Origin of the sequence: Nocardia sp. NBC_01329 (genome assembly GCF_035956715.1) — a bacterium.
In the GTDB taxonomy this organism is placed as follows: Bacteria; Actinomycetota; Actinomycetes; order Mycobacteriales; family Mycobacteriaceae; genus Nocardia.
Genome location: NZ_CP108381.1, coordinates 2,403,577 through 2,421,400, shown reverse-complemented (window position 1 = coordinate 2,421,400; position 17,824 = coordinate 2,403,577). Strand labels below are relative to the sequence as shown.

Annotated in this window: 12 protein-coding genes and 1 pseudogene; 7 read left to right on the top strand and 6 right to left on the bottom strand. The window is 66.2% G+C overall.

Going from position 1 to position 17,824, the window contains the following annotated elements:
* Positions 1-71: 71 nt before the first annotated feature.
* The gene (locus OG405_RS11275) at positions 72-407 is read left to right on the top strand and encodes an SDR family NAD(P)-dependent oxidoreductase (RefSeq protein ID WP_327151574.1); all 336 of its coding nucleotides are present in this window, start codon (positions 72-74) and stop codon (positions 405-407) included.
* A gap of 543 nt (positions 408-950) precedes the next feature.
* Here OG405_RS11275 and OG405_RS11270 read toward each other — a convergent pair.
* Positions 951-2,021, bottom strand: coding sequence for an SDR family NAD(P)-dependent oxidoreductase (locus OG405_RS11270; RefSeq protein ID WP_327151573.1), 1,071 nt, complete (start codon positions 2,019-2,021; stop codon positions 951-953).
* Here OG405_RS11270 and OG405_RS11265 point away from each other — a divergent pair.
* The 3 genes from OG405_RS11265 to OG405_RS11255 all read left to right on the top strand — a co-directional run bounded on the left by OG405_RS11265 (position 1,911) and on the right by OG405_RS11255 (position 4,836).
* Entirely contained in the window at positions 1,911-2,975 is a 1,065-nt protein-coding gene (locus tag OG405_RS11265; protein ID WP_327151572.1) for an IS630 family transposase, read from the top strand. The genes OG405_RS11270 and OG405_RS11265 overlap by 111 nt on opposite strands.
* Before the next feature lie 90 nt (positions 2,976-3,065).
* A complete protein-coding gene (gene vph / locus OG405_RS11260) occupies positions 3,066-3,923 on the top strand; it encodes a viomycin phosphotransferase (RefSeq protein WP_327151571.1) in 858 nt (285 codons plus the stop codon).
* 196 nt (positions 3,924-4,119) lie between these two features.
* Positions 4,120-4,836 (top strand): hypothetical protein, encoded by a 717-nt coding sequence (locus tag OG405_RS11255; RefSeq protein WP_327151570.1) that lies wholly within the window; start codon positions 4,120-4,122, stop codon positions 4,834-4,836.
* A gap of 1,265 nt (positions 4,837-6,101) precedes the next feature.
* On the opposite strand, the gene OG405_RS11250 is transcribed toward OG405_RS11255, so the two are convergent.
* On the bottom strand, positions 6,102-7,112 hold the full coding sequence (locus OG405_RS11250) for a tyrosine-type recombinase/integrase (protein ID WP_327151569.1): 1,011 nt from the start codon (positions 7,110-7,112) through the stop codon (positions 6,102-6,104).
* Positions 7,113-7,452: 340 nt separating this feature from the next.
* Between OG405_RS11250 and OG405_RS11245 the strand changes: the two genes are divergently transcribed.
* Positions 7,453-8,097, top strand: coding sequence for a class I SAM-dependent DNA methyltransferase (locus OG405_RS11245; RefSeq protein ID WP_327151568.1), 645 nt, complete (start codon positions 7,453-7,455; stop codon positions 8,095-8,097).
* Between the two features lie 280 nt (positions 8,098-8,377).
* On the opposite strand, the pseudogene OG405_RS11240 reads toward OG405_RS11245, so the two are convergent.
* Positions 8,378-11,395: pseudogene (locus OG405_RS11240) on the bottom strand (Tn3 family transposase).
* Positions 11,396-11,665: 270 nt separating this feature from the next.
* Here OG405_RS11240 and OG405_RS11235 point away from each other — a divergent pair.
* Complete coding sequence (locus OG405_RS11235) at positions 11,666-14,725, top strand: Tn3 family transposase (RefSeq protein ID WP_327151567.1); 3,060 nt, start codon at positions 11,666-11,668, stop codon at positions 14,723-14,725.
* A 7-nt stretch (positions 14,726-14,732) separates the two neighbouring features.
* Here the strand turns inward: OG405_RS11235 and OG405_RS11230 are convergent, their stop codons facing one another.
* The 3 genes from OG405_RS11230 to OG405_RS11220 form a co-directional block, all read right to left on the bottom strand.
* On the bottom strand, positions 14,733-15,002 hold the full coding sequence (locus OG405_RS11230; protein ID WP_327151565.1) for an inorganic diphosphatase: 270 nt from the start codon (positions 15,000-15,002) through the stop codon (positions 14,733-14,735).
* A gap of 57 nt (positions 15,003-15,059) precedes the next feature.
* Positions 15,060-15,602: a DUF6985 domain-containing protein gene (locus OG405_RS11225; protein ID WP_327151564.1), complete on the bottom strand. Its 543-nt coding sequence runs from the start codon at positions 15,600-15,602 to the stop codon at positions 15,060-15,062.
* Positions 15,603-15,759: 157 nt separating this feature from the next.
* Complete coding sequence (locus tag OG405_RS11220) at positions 15,760-16,575, bottom strand: tyrosine-type recombinase/integrase (RefSeq protein WP_327151563.1); 816 nt, start codon at positions 16,573-16,575, stop codon at positions 15,760-15,762.
* A 353-nt stretch (positions 16,576-16,928) separates the two neighbouring features.
* On the opposite strand from OG405_RS11220, the gene OG405_RS11215 reads away from it, so the two are divergent.
* The gene (locus tag OG405_RS11215) at positions 16,929-17,522 is read left to right on the top strand and encodes a hypothetical protein (protein WP_327151562.1); all 594 of its coding nucleotides are present in this window, start codon (positions 16,929-16,931) and stop codon (positions 17,520-17,522) included.
* Positions 17,523-17,824 lie beyond the last annotated feature (302 nt).

The following is a 17,824-nucleotide window of genomic DNA, read 5'->3' as shown; positions in this document are numbered from 1 at the left end:
TCCTGCAACAACCTCCAAGCGGGCGCGCGCAAGCCTGCAACAACGGGAATCGGAGAAACATGGATACGGGAATGAAGGGGCGTGTGGTTCTGGTGACCGGAGCCTCCAAAGGCATCGGCGCTGCGACGGCTCGCGCATTCGGGGCCGAGCAAGCCCGGCTGGCGATCACTTACAACACCGACCGCGCGGGCGCGGAGACGACGGCCTCGTCGGTCGAGGCAGCCGGCGGAGAGGCGATGGTTGTCCCGTTGCGGCTCGCCGATGCCGCAACCGCGGCGGTGGGAGCGGTCACCGAGCGCTGGGGCGATATCGACGTCCTCGTCGCCAACGCGGTCGACTGGGGTGGCGAGGCAGGTCGAGCTTTGAGAGTGCCAGCGGCCGGACCACTGATGAGACCTCGACACTGACCACCCCCACATCCGAGCCGGATAAACCGGGTCAGAGCAGTTCACGGCTATATTCGACCAAAACTTCGTCAGTGCTACCGGGACCCCTTCCTGCACCCCAACTACTCACACCCGGGGTAGGGGAGCCCGGATCCCGTACCTCACTCGACTGTCCCGGTTCGGCAAGAGTGGTTCGTCACCGAGTACCGAGCGACCGAGCTCCCACAATCAGCAGCCATTGCTCAAAATTTAAAGATGGATACAACGATATGCGCATCAAAACATGAATGTGATGATTCCATCCAACCTCCCGATCGCATCCAGAGTCACTATCAAAAACCACAGATAACCAGGGAGGAGCATAGCGAGTTCGACCTCCATCGGCCGATGGAGGTCGAACTCGCACCAGGCGCAGTTGCGCGCGGGCTCGCTGCGGATTTTGTGATAGAGGCATCGGAGCGCGACCAGCCGCTCCAAGGTAGTGATGCCGGGCAGCAGTGCACCCTTCGCGGTTTCACCCGCCCGGTTCCGTGTAGACAACGGTCGGCTGCTCCAGGGCTCGGCTCACGACGCATCGGCCGCCATATCCGCGATACGCGCCACGATATCCGGATAGCGTTTAGTGTGTGCGCCGCCGTTGAGGTCGACGGCTGCGCCGGTCATCCAGTCGGCTGCGGGAGAGGTCAGAAATCCGATCGTCTGCGCGATGTCCGCGGGTGTTCCGGCGCGTCCGAGTGGCGTGTTCTCGACGTACTCCTCGACGAGGCCCGGGACGAGCGTCGCGCCGTGGGTGAGCGGTGTGTGCACGAATCCGGGATTGACCGCGTTGACTCGGATGCCGCGGGGTGCAAGTTCCATAGCGGCGACCTCGGTGAGCATGAGCACCCCGGCTTTGGCCGAGCAGTACGCTCCCATCGCGACTCCGGGCTGGCGGCCGTTGAGGGAGGCGACGAGCACTACTGATCCGCTGTCGCGCAGGCTGCGTGCGGCTTCTTTCACCGCGAGGAACGCGCCGGTGAGGCATACATCGACGGTGGCTTTCCAGTCGTCAAGGGACAAGTCGGCGAGGGTGCCGGGCCGGGATATTCCGGCGCAGTCGACGACGGTGTCGACGGGGCCGTGCTGCGCGGTGACGGTGTCGAAGAGGGCGCGCATGCTGTTCTCGTCGGTGACCTGTACGCAGTGGCCGCTCGCGGGTCGGCCGAGTTCGGTAGCACGGGTCTGCGCGGCGTCGCCGTCGAGGTCGGCGATGATGACGATGTCGCCCAGCCGATTCCGGAGGCGCCGCCGATGATGACCGATAAGGCATGATTTGTGCTCATAAATGTTGCCTCCGTTGCGCTCGGTTGCCGGGTTCCGCCCAGCCGATACCAACCGCGCCCACGGACAAGTCTCCGCACAGGTGTCTAGTGCCTCGTCCAGATAGGTTGCGGCTGTAATCCGGGTGTCGGTTTGATCGTCTGGCCGCCGACGGTGATGCTGCCGGTGGAGGTGGTTTCGTTGGCCCGGAAACCGGAAGTATTCGTGCGGGAGGTGACCCCGGACGAGGGGCGTCGCTTGCAGAAGATCACCAAGACGAGCAAGCAACCGATCAGGACCCGCCGCGCGATCGTGGTGATGGCCTCGGCGCAGCATCAACCGGTCCCGGCGATAGCACGGTTGATGCAGGTCTCGGAAGCATATGTGCGGCAAGTGATCCACGACTTCAACGAACGGGGGTTCGACGCATTGGACCCAAAATGGAGCGGGGGCAGGCCGCCGAAGGTGGATCGGGCGACGCGTGAACGCATCGCCTGCATCGCCCGGTGCTGCCCCCGCGACCTCGGTCGGCCGTTCTCGACGTGGAGCCTGACGAAACTGCGGGACATGCTGGTCACCAGCAAGATCGCTGACATCAGCCGTGAGACACTGCGCACGATCTTGCGCGAGCAGGGCGTGTCGTGGCAGGCCACCAAAACCTGGAAGGCCGGCTCCGACCCCCACTTCACCGCCAAGATGAACCGGATCCTCGATCTCTACGATCACCCGCCCGCCGACGGGCGAGTGATCTGTGTCGACGAGTTCGGGCCATTGAACCTGCAACCCCGGCCGGGCCGCGGCTGGTTTCCCGCCCGCAAACCCAGACGGTTGCGTGCGACCTACCATCGCGACCACGGGGTGCGGCACCTGCTCGGTGCGTTGGACCTGGCCACCGGTCGTATTCACTACCGGATCCGGGACCGGAAACGATGGATCGAGTTCCTGGCATTCCTGAAGACCCTGCGGGCTCGTTGGCCCGGCGAGAAGCTCTACGTCATCGCTGACAACTTCTCCCCGCACAAACGGGCCGAGGTTCGGGACTGGGCCGCAGCGAACAATGTGGAACTGGTGTTCTTGCCGACGTATTCGTCCTGGTTGAACTGGATCGAATCGGAGTTCGCCGCGTTGCGGTACTTCGCTTTGAACGGCACCGACCACCGAAGCCACCACGAACAGGACGCCGCGATCGGTGCTTACATCCGCTGGCACAACCAGCGCGCCCGACCCAAACGAGAGTTCGCAGTCAACTCCACAATCCGGCGCCCGGATTACCTACCCAACGTTGCTTGACGAGGCACTAGCAGCCGGGGCGAGATTTGGCCAGCACGCAGGTCAGCTAGCGGAGATGAACAAAACGAGAGAGGGGTTTGTACCTTGGAGATGGCGCATCGACCGCATCGGGTCCTGTTGAGCCGGTTGCTGCCGGATGCCGAACCGGAGGAGTTCGATGTTCGCGAGGGGCAGTTCCATCTGGTGGTGATCGGCCCGAATCGGGTCGTGTGTCTACCTCGTACCGACGCCGCGGCAGCCCGGCTGCCGCGGCGAGCAGCCGTTCTACGTATTCTCGCTGGAATCGACCTCGGTTTCCGCACGCCGGACCCGCTGGAGGAAAGCGGCACAGACCGCGTCGACGAGCCGCCGTTCCTGGTGATGAGCCGTATTCCCGGAACACCGTTGACGGCTGATGTGCTCGAGGATCCGCAGATGGCCGATGTGGTCGCAGGCCAGTACGTGGGTCTGCTGGCCGGTCTGGCCAGAGCCGGCGCCGACGACAGTGCGCGCGCGGAACTGCCGGCTCCGGAAGACCGGTGGCGGCGGTTCGCGGTGGATGTCCGCGCCGAGCTTTTCGGGATGATGTCCGCTGGTGGGCGTCGGCGAGCCGAACGGGAACTCGGCGTACTCGAAGACCTTCCCCACCTCACTGCGGCGGTGGTGCATGGTGACCTCGGCCCCGAGAATGTCCTGTGGGAGAGCAGCGACGGGTTCCCGAGTCTGAGCGGGGTGGTCGACTGGGACGAGGTCACGCTCGGTGACCCTGCCGAAGATCTCGCGGCCATCGGTGCCGGCTACGGCGATTCCCTGTTGGGGCGCGTACTCACACTTGGGGGCTGGGACGATCGCGAAACGACCACCCGCATCGCCGCGATCCGCGGAACCTTCGCTCTGCAGCAGGCCCTCGCCGCCCACCGGGACGGTGATGGGGAGGAATTGGCGGACGGTCTGGCGGGCTATCGCTGAGCGGGCGGGCTCGATACTCCCTCCGGGTCATTCGAGCGCGACGGCCCCCACCTACAGGCGGGTCAGCTTCGAAGAGGATGGCCGGACAGCTTCGGAGTGTTTCCGCAGTTCGATGTTCATCGAACCATCGAGATCGATGGAAGGTTTCTGTAATGGGGTCCCGGTAGTAATCGCTTAGAATCCAACGATGTTCGAGATGTCGCCTGGTAGAGGGGTGATTCTGCGGTACGGGCTGCCGGGTGGGATGGCCATGAAGCTTCGTCTCACCGTCCACCGGGTCCAGTTCGGTACCAGGAACTACCGGATCATCCAACCGCGCCCCATTCCTGTTCACGCGACACTGCGCGATGCGCATGGCTGCTTCCACCTGCGTGTGGACCGGACAACGGCCTGGCAGTTCGCCGGCTTGTGGGAACTACTCGCCCGATCCCCACGCTCGATCCTGTATTTCCCTATTCGGCGCAATGCCATGGCTGACGACGCCGTGGATTGGCAGGCGAACCTGGCACCGTTGGATCTGGTTCTCGTGCACCACTCGTTGCAACTACGCCACTCGGTCTGGCCGCAGATCCGCCGTCACCTCGGTGCGGGTCGTGCGCAGACGGTGAACGTGTCCGACGAGGCCATACGGATCCGTGCCGAACAGGACTATCCGCAGCTTGGATACCGCGAGAACCTGGACCGCTTCGAGCACCGCGTGTACGCCGAGACGCTGTTCCTCACCGGTAGCGCGGCCATGTTCGGCAGCGTCGTCGGCGAGTTCTCCCATGTCGCTGATCACTCCTGCGACCACACCGAGCTGCCTCCCCTGCGGTACTGCGCGGAATTCGATCTCGTGGACAAGCCTCGGTGGCCTGTCGAGGTCACCGAATTGTTCATCGGTCACACCGAAAACTGGTCGGCATCCCAGTAATTCGTTGCCCACGACAATCACACTTCACACCGACAGCACGGCCCACCTACACCAGGCGAGGCAGGTCCAGGCCGGGTTCGTCCGGACTTGCGAAAATGAAACGGCACGCCGAGCCGGTCGGCGAGGGCGCAACCCAAGGATCTGGCTTCTTACGCTTCGGTCCATGGTCTGACGCCGCTGTTGAACAGTCGAAGGTCGGTGCCGTACCTGACCGGGGCGAGGCGATGTTCGACTTTCGGGCGTAAGGTCACGGCGACCGAGGCGCACTTCCACCAGAAGTATCTGCCCTATTTGCCGGCCGTCGCGGCCGCCGGCTGGTCTGGGTCCAGAGTGCGGGAGTGCCTCACTCGATGCTCCCAAGGCAGCCGCCAGATCACGGAAGAACGCATCCATCGCCGTTCCCGTCATGCAGTGCTGCTCTATGACCGAATAGCCGTTCAGGATCGCCTCCAGCTCCTGCAACGACTCGCCACGTGCCCACATCCCTGGCCGTGGCCGATCCGTGACAACAACCCTGGACATTCGGTGACAGATACCGGACCTGGACAGCGCGGGTCGAACTCTGGTCAGCCGTCACCTGGGACGAGATCAGACTTTGAGATTGCCATCAGCGCTCCGGACCGCTGATGAGCCCTTGACACCGACCACGCCAACACCCGAGCCAGAAACCGGATCAGAGCAGGTCGCGGCTATATCCGGCCGAAACTTCGTCAGTGCTACCGGGACCCCCTGTTGGTGGGCGGTGGTTTGATCACTGCGTTCCCCGCTCTGTTGGTTTGAGCGGGTTCCAGCCGGGCACCCGGCGCCGACGCACATCGCACAACTCCGATCGCGACACGCCACGATTATCAAATTCGAAACTGTGATGTCTGTCGATTTCCGATATAGGAATCCGCGGCCCATCAAGAGTATGCGGCGCTGGATCGGTTTCCGGCCGAACCGGGGATGAGGAGCGCCCGGGAGAGAAGTCACGGTGAGCGGACGGCTGAATTCTGCTGTTGAGCTGGTGATTTCATATCGGCGTGATTGATGCTGGTGCGCCCGGGTACGGGCGATTCGAATTCCTCAGGTGGCATCGGTGAACGCCTGAGGATTCGAATGCCGGCCGGGTTCTCGCGCAGCCAGTCCGACGTCGGATACGGGATGTATTCGCAGAGCAGCACGAGGCTTGACGGTGCGACGGCCAGTGCTTCGAGACGGGCGCGCACCGCACGGGGTTCCGGTAGTAACCGCCGAAAAACCAACGGATATGGCGTAGCTGCTGGTCAGCGTCCGCGTTCGGCTCCCGGGCCCAGGATCGAGGTCAGCTCGCGCATCGCCCGCGGGGACGGTTTGAAGTAGCGGCGCAGGTTCTCAGGTTTGCGGTGTCGGGACTTGGCCATCAGTTCCAGCAGGGCGGCTCCGGATTCTCCGAGGTGGGTCAGTCCGGAATGGCGCAGTTCGTGCAGGTCCCAGCCGGTTCCGGGTCCATCGACGGCGGTGGCGGCGTCGAGCAGGTCGCGGGCCTTGTCGTAGGACAGCCGAGCCAGGCCGGTGTCGGGGCAGACGTCGCGGTCGGCGAGGTACTTGCCGGGCCCCGGTCGGCGGTGGGTCACGAATACCGGTCCGCGGGTGCGGTCGCGGATCAGCCGGGGAAGCAGGCGGGCGGTGCCAGCGTCCCAGTACACGTTCTCGAGGACGTGTTCGTAGTGGGTGGCACCGCGGCGGCGTGTGCGGGGTTTGGCGCCCTTGGACTTCACCGCCGCGGTGCGGCCCGCGAGGTCGAGGTCTTCGACGTTGAGTCCGAGCAGTTCTTCTGCGCGGGCGCAGGTTTCATACAGCATCCGCCACAGCGTCTTCTCCCGCACGTGGATCTCACGGCGGGCGATGAGCCGGTCGATCGCGGTGCGCGAACGGACCGGGGTGTCGGAGTCCGGCGGGGTCGAGCGTGCGGCCGAGGCGGGAACCTTCGGTGCGGTCCAGCCCTGTTCGGCGCACCAGGAAAGCCATTTGCCGACGGCGGCGCGGCGTGCGTTCCAGGTGTTGACCGCCGCGTTGCCCCACAGTGTTTCCAGCGCGGCGCCGACTTCGGCGTCGGTGACCGAGTCCAGGGCGCGGCTGTGACCGATGAGCCCATCGAGGCCGCGGCCGTCGAGCTGGTCGACGGTCTTGACGATCGCGATGCCGTAGGCGCGCCGGGTGTTCGCCGATCCGATTGTGTCGAGGAACGCTTCGGCGGCCGAGCGCAGGGTGCGCGCCGGCGGGGCTGTGCGTAGCCGGGTCACCTTCGCGGCCATCGGATCCCTTCTCCAGGCTTGCCCTGGATAACGGGGCCACTTCGTGTACGCGGCGGAGCGGGGTCCGCCGCAGGTCGCGTGCCCCACTACCCCGGATAACAGGCCATTATCCGGGGTATCACTGCTATCGTTGCGCGGTCACGGCCAGACGCGTACCGCCGTTCGCCGCAGTCACTGATGCCCACGCCACCGTATGACAGAGTCGGCCAGAGTCTCTCGGGGCCGGCGCCATGAGCAATGCCGTCCTGCATACCGGTGCCTCCACCCGGCCGGGTGGAGGCACCTTCGTCGTTCCCGGCTAGCGCCGAGTCCGCCGCGATCATGGAATATCGTGCCGGTCATGACCACGGATGACTGGTTGGCCGACACCCGAACCTCTTATGACACGGTCGCGGTCAGCTATGCCGACCAAGTGCGCGGCGCCCTCGCCGGACACCAGTACCTTCGCGCGGCTCTGGCGTTGTTCGCCGACAGCGTGCGGACCGCTGGCGGCGGACCGGTCGCGGACGTCGGCTGCGGCCCCGGTGAAGTCACCGCCCACCTGCATGAGCTCGGTGTCGACGCCTTCGGTATCGACCTCTCCCCGGCGATGATCGACGTGGCCCGGCGCGACCACCCCGGCCTGCGGTTCGAGGTGGGCTCGATGACGGAGCTGAACCTGCCCGTCACTTCGGTGGCCGGCCTGCTCGCCTGGCAGTCGTTGATCCACATCCCAGACGACGAGGTGCCGACTGTATTCGGGCGCTTCCACCGAGCATTGCGTCCCGGCGGACCGTTGCAACTCTTGTTTCACGTCGGCGACGAGTCGCTGTTGAAGACGGACGGCTACGGCGGTCACCCGATGAAGGTCCATGTCCACCGCCGTCAGCCGGACCAGGTGGCGTCCTGGCTGCACGATGCCGGATTCGTGGTCGAGGCCCAGATGCTGCTCGACCCGAATGCGAAAGCTCAGCAAGCGATTCTTTTCGCACGCAGTAAGTCCTAACCTCTGCATATGTCGGGCTCGCCACTGGCCGGGTGTGGCGGGTGATCATCTGGCACTCCGGACGCCAGTGGGCGGGCATCACCGCCGACAAGCTGCGGATCGGAGTCGAGGGCGCCCCTACTCCTTCGGCTACATCGCCGGACCGCACTACCCGCGAGCCTGGGACCACGACTGGACCCAGGACGGACGATCCTGCGCGGACCTGATCCCGGACATGACGACCACCGAATGGCTCGACCGCGAGCACACGAACCGGGCCCTGGGGTAACGCCGGGACCGGTCAGAACAGGGTGTCGCGCACCCGCAGCGGCCGGTAGCCCGTCGGGCCGAGCGCGGCGAGTTCGGCGTCGATGTCGACTTCGATCGCGCCGAAGAAGTTGATGTTGGCGCTGTGCGCGGGGCTGATGTGGGCCAGGACCTCGTCGTCGATTCGCTGTCCGGCCCGGCGCATCTGCTCGACCGCGAGGCCGTAGTACTCGGTGGTCCAGGCGATCACGGCGTTGGTGGCCAGGGTCAGGCACCACGCTTGCTCGGTCTGGTCGGCGAGCTGGCGGGCCCGGATCATGCCCTCGTGCGCATAGAGCAGGTCGCGGCGCAGCGCGTGCAGGGATTCGCCCTTGTTGAGCTGGCGGGCGATCTTGCGCCGGTAGTCCGGCTCGGCGAGGTACTTGGCGGCGTAGATCGTGCGCCGCAGCGCCCCGTACTCCTTCAGGGCCGCTGCCAGGGTGTTCTGGCGACTCGACGCCGAGAGCTTGCCGACGAGCAGGGAGGCGGTGGCGTGCCCGAACTTCAGCGAACCGGCCAACCTGAGCAGATCGTCCCAGTGCCCGGCGATCAGATCCAGGTTGGCCTTGCGGGTCATCAACGGGCCCGCGTGCGGGAACCGGGCCTCGGCGCCCGCGCGCGGACCCGGCCGGTAGAGGGTGAGGCGGCCCAGGTCCCGGATCCGGGGCGAGAGCTGCATGCCGAGCAGGTCGAACAGGCCGAAGTTGACCAGGGTGACTCCGTGGGTGTCGGTGGCGTGCTCGGTGATCGGCAGATCGGTGGCGTTGCCCAGGATCTCGTCGAGCACGTAGTGAGCTTCGCGGCGGGTAGCGACGATGATCTTGGTGCCGTGGGTGGCGTGGGTGTCGGTGACGTGGGTGTAGGTCGACAGGCCCTCGTTCGCGAAGTAGCGGCTCATCGGCCGCGCGGTCGTGGACTTCCCGCGTGTCGGGAAGCGCTGCCCATCGCTCGACGACAGCGTCCCGGTGCCGAACACCGGAGTCAGCGGGAGCCGCTGGTGGTAGCCGATGATCACCAGGTTGGCCGCGCGCAGGGTCTCCTCGCGCATATACCCCATTCGTCGGTCCAGGACAGGATGTCGTAGGAGATGCCGCAGGCCTCGGCCATCCGGGTCAGCCCGAGGTTGGTCGAGTGCGCCAGCAGCACCGCGATCAGGTTGCGTTTCAGCTCCGGGCTGCGGGTGGCCTTGCCGCCCGCGTGGGTGAAGCAGTCCAGGTAGCCGGTGCGTTTGTCCAGCTCGATCAGCAGCGACACGATCGGCGCGAACGGCAGCATCTCGGTCAGCTCCGCCTTGAGTGCGACCGCCTCGGCCGGAACGTCCTCGGCGGTCAGTGGGGAAATGACCAGCTCCCCGGACTCACCGTCCAGCCGCACCGGGCCCTCACCCTCGGCGAGCACCGCTTCGAGTTCACCGACCGCGGTGTGCAGCTCGTCGATGACGGCGGCCAGGGCGACGCCGGGGTCGGCCGGGCGCCCGACCAGACGGCAGAACTCACCGCGCTGTGGTTCCCACTGCTCGGTTGTGAGCAGGTAGGCGGCCGGGTCGGCGTAGCGGCGTGAGCCGGGCACGTACACGTCCCCGCTGCGCAGCCCGTCGCGCAGCCCGAGCAGCACGCACAGCTCCCAGTAGTGCCGGTAGGCGGTAGCGCTGCCGGACTTGCGCGCCGCGTCGAGGTAGCCGCGCCACTTCGCGGGCACGAAGCCGGTCGGGGCCTCGTCGAAGACCTTCCGGCGCCCGGTGGCGTTGAGTTCGCGCAGCATCGCCACCGCGATCAGCAGCTCGGACGCGGCGGTCCCGCCAGCGAAACCAACCGTCGACAGCACCGCGGGCGTGAACTGGCGCAGGTAGTTGTAGGAGGAGTCCAGCGCGGCCAGATGCCCGTGATCACGCGGCAACCGGGGTTTGGCCTGAGCGATCGCCGCGCGCAGGCGCTCCCACCCGATCGCATCGCCGCGGATCAGCGCGCCGATCTCCTCATCGGCCACCGCCGGGTCGGTGACGATCGCCAGCAGGTCGTCGAGCAGGGCTTGGCGGTCCTCTCCGGAGCGGCCGCGTTCGGCCAGTTCCTGCTGCATCCGGCGTTCGGCGGCACCGAACTTCGCCGAGATCGCCTGATCGAACAAGGCCACGACCTCGTCGAGGACGTCGGTGCCCGACTGGGCCAGCACCGTGAGCAGGATCGGGTACCGGCGCTGCGGGTCCCGGCGTTCCAGCGCCTGCGGGGTCAACCGGCGCCCCATCGTGGCCAGGAACCGCCGCCGCTCGGTCGGGAGCACCGACATATCGAGGCGGTCCGCGCCCAGCCCGCGCTGGAACGCCAGCTTGTCGACCTCCGCGCGCGCCGCGGCCGCCGACGCCTCCACCGGACCGGTCGACAGCCACCGCAACCGCGACACCCCCAACGAGGCATCGGTGACCAGCAGCGCGTCCAGCTCGGTGCACCGGGCCGGGGTGAACTCGTGGGCCAGCCGGTCGTAGGTCTCGCGCTGGGCCTGCTCACGGGCATGAGCGATGCGTTCGACCATGCTCACCGGGCCGGGCCGGATCACCCGCGCCGAGATCAGGTACTCACATCCACCGGAACAGCAGAGTCGGGGAATCGTGCTCCATCGCCCGTGCGAGCAGGAACTCGTCGAGCTCCTTGAGTTCGAGCGCACCAGCCGCCCGCCAGCCCAGATACTGGGCGACCAGGCGCAGATGATCGGTGCGGGTCTGGGCGCGGCGGCCGTAGGAACGGATCTCGCTACCGTCGAGGCGCAGCTGCTCGGCCAGCCTGGCCACCGCGACCGGCGGGGCGCCCACCACGCGGTCCGGCACGAACCCCAGCCATGGCAACGTGCACAACGCGATCGCGATACCGAGCCGATCAGCCGGACCACGCCCGCGCCCCGGATCGACGAACGCCAGATCCGCCGGCGAGAGCGTGAAGAACCGGAACAGCTCTTCGCGGCCGATCTCCGGGAACTCCCGCAGACGCGCCAACTCCTCATCCGCGAACACCCGCGTCGCCACGAAACCGACCTCCCACCAACCAACCACGTTGGGAGCCAAGCCAACCAGTAACCCGCCTCCACCGCAGACCGAACCTGGCCTCACCAGCGGCCAGCTGCGGCTACGCCATATCCGTTGGTTTTTCGGCGGTTACGGCACGTGGGGTCCAGATCCGAGAAATCCGGCGGTAAGGCCCGGCGCACTGCCGCAGCGGTGAATCCTGTTGGCGTTGGAGCGGATTCGCCCGCCTCGACTGGCAGGCTGACCCAGCAGGTGGTTTCATGACCGGCTGTGCGTGATGAGGTTGTCGTCGAATACGGCCGGTTCGGTGCGTTGTCGCGGGTGGAGCTGGAGCGGTTCTTCTACCTCGATGACGAAGACCGCAAGCTGATCGCGGCCCGGCGCCGCGGCCACAACCGGCTCGGATTCGCGATCCAGCTCGTCACCGTCCGGTACCTGGGTCTTTTCCTCGCTGATCCGCTCGACGTGCCCGCCGACTTGGTCGCCTACCTCGCTGAGCAGCTCGACATCGCCGACCCCGGTTGTGTGAGCGCCTACACCGAGCGGGAGAAGACGAAACTCGAACACGCATGGGAGATCCAGACCGTGTGCGAGCTGACCTCGTTCGCCGACGTCGAAGGCGAGTTGGTGGCCTGGGTCGTTGATCAGGCGTGGACGACCGGTGACAGCCCGAAAGTGTTGCTCGACGGCGCCGTGCGATGGCTGCGCGAATGCAACGCCCTGCTGCCTGGCGTCACGACGCTGGAACGGCTGGTCACCGAGGGCAAGCAGGTCGCGGACACACGGCTGTGGAGCCATCTCGCCGAACAGCTACGCGGCGGCGAGCCCGCCCGGTTGCTCGGTCTGCTCGACAGCCGCGAGGAAGGCCCCCGCCGCCGCAAGGTGGTCGAGTTGGAGCGGCTTCGCAAGGGCGTGTTTGCGCCATCCTCAACCGGCATGAAAAACGCGTTGGGGCGGGTGCGAGACCTGAACGCGGTGGTCCCGTCCTCGGTGGACCTCACGCAGGTGCCGGCGCGGCGGTTGATCGCGTTGGCCTCACACGGGATCACCGGCAAGACCTCGCATTTGCGGCGGCTGCTGACCCAGCGGGAGCGCGCGTTGGCGTTGCTGACCGCGACGGTGTTCACCCTGCGGTCCAAGGCCATCGACGACGCACTCGAGTTGTTCGACCTGCTGATGGTGACCGACCTGATGGCCAAGGCTGATCGCCAGTCCAAGGACGAGAAGCTGGCGCGCTACCCGAGGGTGAGTCGCAACGCCGGCAAGCTTGCTCGCGCGGTGCGGGTGCTGTTGGAGATGGGTGAGAGCGCCCCGCACCTGTCGTTGGAGATGGTGTGGGACCTGATCGAGAACACCGTGTCGAAGGCGGAACTGAGGGCCGCGCTCGCGGCGATCGACGAGCTGGTGCCCCAAGCCGACCCCGAGCTCGACGAGCAACGGTTCGAGGAGTTGATGAACCGGTTCGCCACGGTGCGGTCGTTTCTGCCCGCGATGATGGCGACTATCGATTTCGGTGCCACCGGGGCGGGCAAACCGGTGCTGGCCGCGATGGAGGTGCTGGCGGATCTGATCTCACCCCAGCGTGGTCGCGGGAAACACCCCGCTCAGTGGTTGGACGCGCGGGAAGTCGATCACGATCTGGTGGGCGGTGGCTGGAAGCGGTTGGTGTACCCGGAGGGGCGGCCGCAGGAGACGGTGGACCGGGCCGCGTACACGCTGTGTGTGCTCGAACAGTTCCATCGACAGCTCAAGCACCGCAACATCTTCGCCGAGAACTCCTCGAAGTGGCGCGACCCGCGCGCGCACTTGCTGACCGGCATGGACTGGGAGCAGGCCCGGGAGAAAGGGCTCAACGCGCTCGGGCTACCCGACAACCCGCGTGCACAGCTCGCCGAACTGGCGGAAAGCCTCGACGCGATGTATCGCGAGGTCGCCGAACGCCTCGGCGACGCCGCTCCCGCCTCCGTCGACGAGAACGGCCGACTGCACTTGGCCGCGCTCGCGGCGGTGCCGGACCCGCCATCGCTGACCGATCTGCGGCGCCGCGCGGCCGCGATGATTCCTCGGGTGGATCTGCCCGAGATGGTGTTGGAGGTGATGAGCTGGCACCCGGAGTTCGGTGAGGCGTTCACCCACGTCGCGGGCAGCAGCGCCCGTGTCGCCGATCTCGGGCTCTCGGTCGCGGCCGTGTTGTGCTCGGAAGCGATGAATGTCGCGTTGACCTCGGTGGTCTCGCCCGGCAACGAAGCGCTGACCAGGGACCGGCTACGGCATGTCGATCAGCACTACGTGCGGCCGGACACGATGGCCGCGGCCAACACCGTGCTGGTCAACGCCCAAGCGGCGGTGCCGTTGGCGGCGTTGTGGGGCGGCGGGGCCGTCGCGTCGGTGGACGGGATGCGGTTCGTCGTGCCGGTCCGGTCGATCCACGCCCGACCCAATCGAAAGTATTTCGGTCCGAAACGGGGCTCGACTTGGCTGAACATGCTCAACGACCAAGCAGCCGGCTTGAACGCGATGGTCGTCTCTGGCACCCCGCGCGACAGCCTCAACGCCATCGATGTGATCTTGCGCCAACCGACCGGCAGCAAGGTGCCCGAGGAGATCATCACCGACAGCGGCTCCTACAGCGATATCGTGTTCGGGCTGCTGCATCTGCTGGGCCGCAAGTATCGGCCGCAGTTGGCGAACCTGCCCGATCAACGGCTGTGGCGCATCGACACCCGCGCCGATTACGGCCCCCTCGACGCCGCAGCGCGCGGCCGCATCGATCTGGACAAGATCAGCGAGCATTGGGAGGATATGTGCCGGATCGCGGTGTCGATGAACCGCGGTGAGGTCTCCGGCCACGAGGTCACCCGGATGATCTCGCGCGACGGTAACCCGACCGGGTTGGGGCAGGCGATCGCGCACTACGGGCGGATCTTCAAGACCTTGCACATCCTGCGCCTGGCCGACGACGAGCCCTACCGACGTGAGGCCAAGGCCCAAGCCAACCTTCAGGAAGGCCGCCACGACCTGGGCCGCACCGTGTTCCACGGTAAGAAGGGCCAGATCACCCGCACCTACCTCGACGGCATGGAGAACCAGCTCTCCGCGCTCGGGTTGATCCTGAACTGCGTGGTGCTGTGGAACTCGGTCTACCTCGACCGCACCCTCGATCAGCTCCGCGCCCAGGACTATCCGGTCCGCGACGAGGACACCGCCCGGCTCTCGCCGTTCATGCGCAAACATGTGCGACTGGAAGGGCACTACAGCTTCCACCTGCCCGAACTCGAGGGCAAGCACCGTCCGCTGCGCGATCCCGACGCGAGCGAAGACGACGAGTGAGCGTGGGTCAGGCGCGCAGGATGCGGTAGCGGCCGGGGATCTCCTGGAAGTTCACCGCGGCGCTGATCTCGTCGTCACTCATCGTCGTGCCGGACGCCACGACGACCAGTTTGTCGTCGTCCTCGTCGGTACGGTGGACGATCGCGATCACCTCGCCCTGCGCACGTTCCAGGGGCACCGTGGTGCCCAGGAAGTAGGCGTCGAGTTCGTCGCCGTCGGGTGCCCTGGTGCCCGGAACGAACCCGTAGTTGGCCTCGTACCGGAAGCCGTGGCGCACTTAAAAGACAAGCTCAGAGCGCGTCTGAGAACCATAGGGCACTGTCGCCCGAATACCTCAGAGCATGTGTCTGGCAACGTAGATGGCTTGGTCAAGACGGTCGTCGCCATAGGCGGCCGAGTTGGTCAGGTGCCCGTCATACGGCCCAACCTTGCTCACGGCCCGACCGTCCCTGAACACGATCTGCAGGCCATGCTCTGGCTCCCAGTCGCATTCGCATTCCAACTCCACATAGACATGCCGATCACGGTAGGCATCGCGGACGATTCTTGGTTCGTCGCCAAGCCGGACATGGTTGAACACATCGTGCGGGCTTTCGATACCGACGTACCAGTCATCGTCCCCGGAGGCGACGATGTCATCCATAATGTCGCGGTAGTACGCGAAAATTGACGTTGCAGCCGCCCGAAGCGCCGACGGGTCCAGGCCCAGGAAGGCCCGGATTGCCGCATGGAAGTCTTCCGGTGCCGGGTCATCGTCATAGCCGTCGAGGATCAGGCGGCACCAAGCGCCGTCAAGGACTGCCACCGGGATCGGCTCGCTCTTGTACCAGCCCAGCTCACCGTCGAGCACAAACGTGCCGAGGTCGGGAATCTGCATGCGCTCGAACGTTACTCCGAGGGGAAGCAGTCGGCGTGTGATGCCTGACATGTAGAGAGACTCCCGGTACGACTGAGGTTTCCACACCAAATTGTCGGAGCTCGAAAGTCCCTGTGTCAGGGTCGCTTACCTGCCCGTGTTCGTCGTGCCCGAGCAGTTAGCGGCGACGCCGGGTGAGCGGGTCGGTGTCGGCTTGCCAGCGCATCAGCGACTCTGCCGATGGCCGCGAGTACTTCCCGAGCGAGCGGACCGAGGTGTGTCCGCTCATCCGCATCAACATCGGTGTCGACGCGCCGTCCTCGGCGGCGTGGGTGAGCTTGGAATGACGCAACTGGTGCAAGGTGAACGGTCCACGGGCGAATTCGCTGGTGTGCTGTTCGAACAGCTCCAGCGCGCGGCGATACGACAGCCGCCCACGCAGGGTCGTCTTGTCGATGTCGTTGACCGCCACACCAGGTCTGGCTTTACGGTCGGTCAGGAACACCGGCCCAGTTCGGCGCCCGACCAGCATTCTGGGCAGCAGTCGGGCGGTGCCGGTCTGCCAGGCCACGACATCGGTCGCGCCGCCTTTGCGGGTGACGGTCGCAGCGCGGTTCACGGTGTCCAGGTCGGGCACATCGAGCCCGAGCAGTTCCTCTGTGCGTGCCGCGGTCTCGTACAGCATCGTCCACAGCACCTTCTCTCGCAGCGCCACATCCGCGCCGAGTACTCGGCCGACTTCGTCACGGGTCATCGCCCGCGAATGATCGGGCGCCACCTTGCGCGGCACCAACCGAACGAGCGGGTCGCCGACCAGCCATTGTTGGAGCCGCCAGTAGTCGCACGCCGCGCGGAGTGAGGCGAGGCGGACGTTGAACGTTTGCGCCGAGACTCCGCCCCACTTGTAAGTGAACCAGCCACCCACCCGCTCGGCTTCGAGGAGACCGACATCGGAATCGGCACCGAAGTCGCGCACCAATTGCTTGAGGGCCACCGCATACCCTCGCCGGGTATTCGGGCTCGGGATCGTCGATAGAAACTGTTCAGTGGCGTCCTTGAGTCGCACGCCCCGCATCGGCAATGTCCGCACCTGTCCCACGATCACCCTTCCGCTCGACCGCTGGAGCCCGATCGACACTACCGCAGATAATTTACGGAGTCGCCCCGAACGGGCCGGGGAGTAGCGCCAGGTCGCTCGAACCTGCCGACCTAGGTTACCGCAGATAATGGGCGGTTATCTGCGGCAACTCCTTAGCGCCGGATTTCGTGAATCTGGGCGGGAACGCTCCGAAACCCCAGTCCGCCGAATAACTCCCGACCGCCGGCCCGTAATGGAAGACTGGCACGGTGTCGGGATTCACGCGCGACAGCTATCACTACGGCGACCGTCTCGTGTACGAGGCGTTGCACTCGAAGTGGGGCCGTCACCATGCCCGCTACTGCGGGTGTGGCCAAGATTGGCTCACCACCCACGCCGAGTCGGCCGGGTTCACGGTGGTGAAGTCCGGCGGCGGATACACCGCACTGGTCGGACCCGGCCTCACCGAAGGCGTTGACGAGGACGCCTTGACGGCGAATGCGTTGTGGGAAGCGGTCACCGGAACCCCGGCAACCCAGGACTGGACCGACCCGGTGCATGTGGTCGACCGCAGCCCCGAGACGCAGGCCGCGCTCAAGGCCGCCAGCGCCGCGCGCTACGCGCAGCTGCGCGAGCGCACCGCAGCCGCCAAGGTCGAACCCGCCAGCGTGAAACAGGTCGCCTACCTCGACACCCTCGCCGCCCAAACCGATCCCGACCGGTTCGACGCCGAGTTCGCCAAGGCGGTCAAGGGCAGCGGCATCCTCCCGCGCGGAGAAGCCGAAACCGCCGGCCGCGCGGTGCGGCGGCTCACCCGGGCCAGCGCCCGCAAGCTCATCACCGCCCTCGTCGGCCACCGCTGAGCCTCCGCCGCACCCAGTCGCGCCGGATCTACGCCTCCGAATCAGGATCCAGCCTCAGCAGCCCGAGCTGCTACGGGACATATTCGCTGGTCGAGCCATTGTCGTTGTTTTCCGCGCGACTACTACGAGCCCTTAGCGCCGGATTTCTCGGATCTGGACCCCACGTGCCGTTACTACCGGAACCCCCGCACGCGCGAGCGAGCGACTGTTCGGTGGGGAATTCGAGCTCGACGACCTGTGCAGCGTCGAGTAGGAAGTAGCCGAGGAAGGTGACACCGTCGTTCTGCGCGTCGAAACGTTGA

Excerpts from the sequence above, each read along its gene's own strand:
- OG405_RS11275 (WP_327151574.1), top strand. The coding sequence starts at position 72 with ATGAAGGGGCGTGTGGTTCTGGTGACCGGAGCCTCCAAAGGCATCGGC.
- OG405_RS11270 (WP_327151573.1), bottom strand. The coding sequence starts at position 2,021 with ATGCTGCGCCGAGGCCATCACCACGATCGCGCGGCGGGTCCTGATCGG.
- vph (WP_327151571.1), top strand. The coding sequence starts at position 3,066 with ATGGCGCATCGACCGCATCGGGTCCTGTTGAGCCGGTTGCTGCCGGAT.
- OG405_RS11255 (WP_327151570.1), top strand. The coding sequence starts at position 4,120 with ATGTCGCCTGGTAGAGGGGTGATTCTGCGGTACGGGCTGCCGGGTGGG.
- OG405_RS11250 (WP_327151569.1), bottom strand. The coding sequence starts at position 7,112 with ATGGCCGCGAAGGTGACCCGGCTACGCACAGCCCCGCCGGCGCGCACC.
- OG405_RS11245 (WP_327151568.1), top strand. The coding sequence starts at position 7,453 with ATGACCACGGATGACTGGTTGGCCGACACCCGAACCTCTTATGACACG.
- OG405_RS11225 (WP_327151564.1), bottom strand. The coding sequence starts at position 15,602 with ATGCAGATTCCCGACCTCGGCACGTTTGTGCTCGACGGTGAGCTGGGC.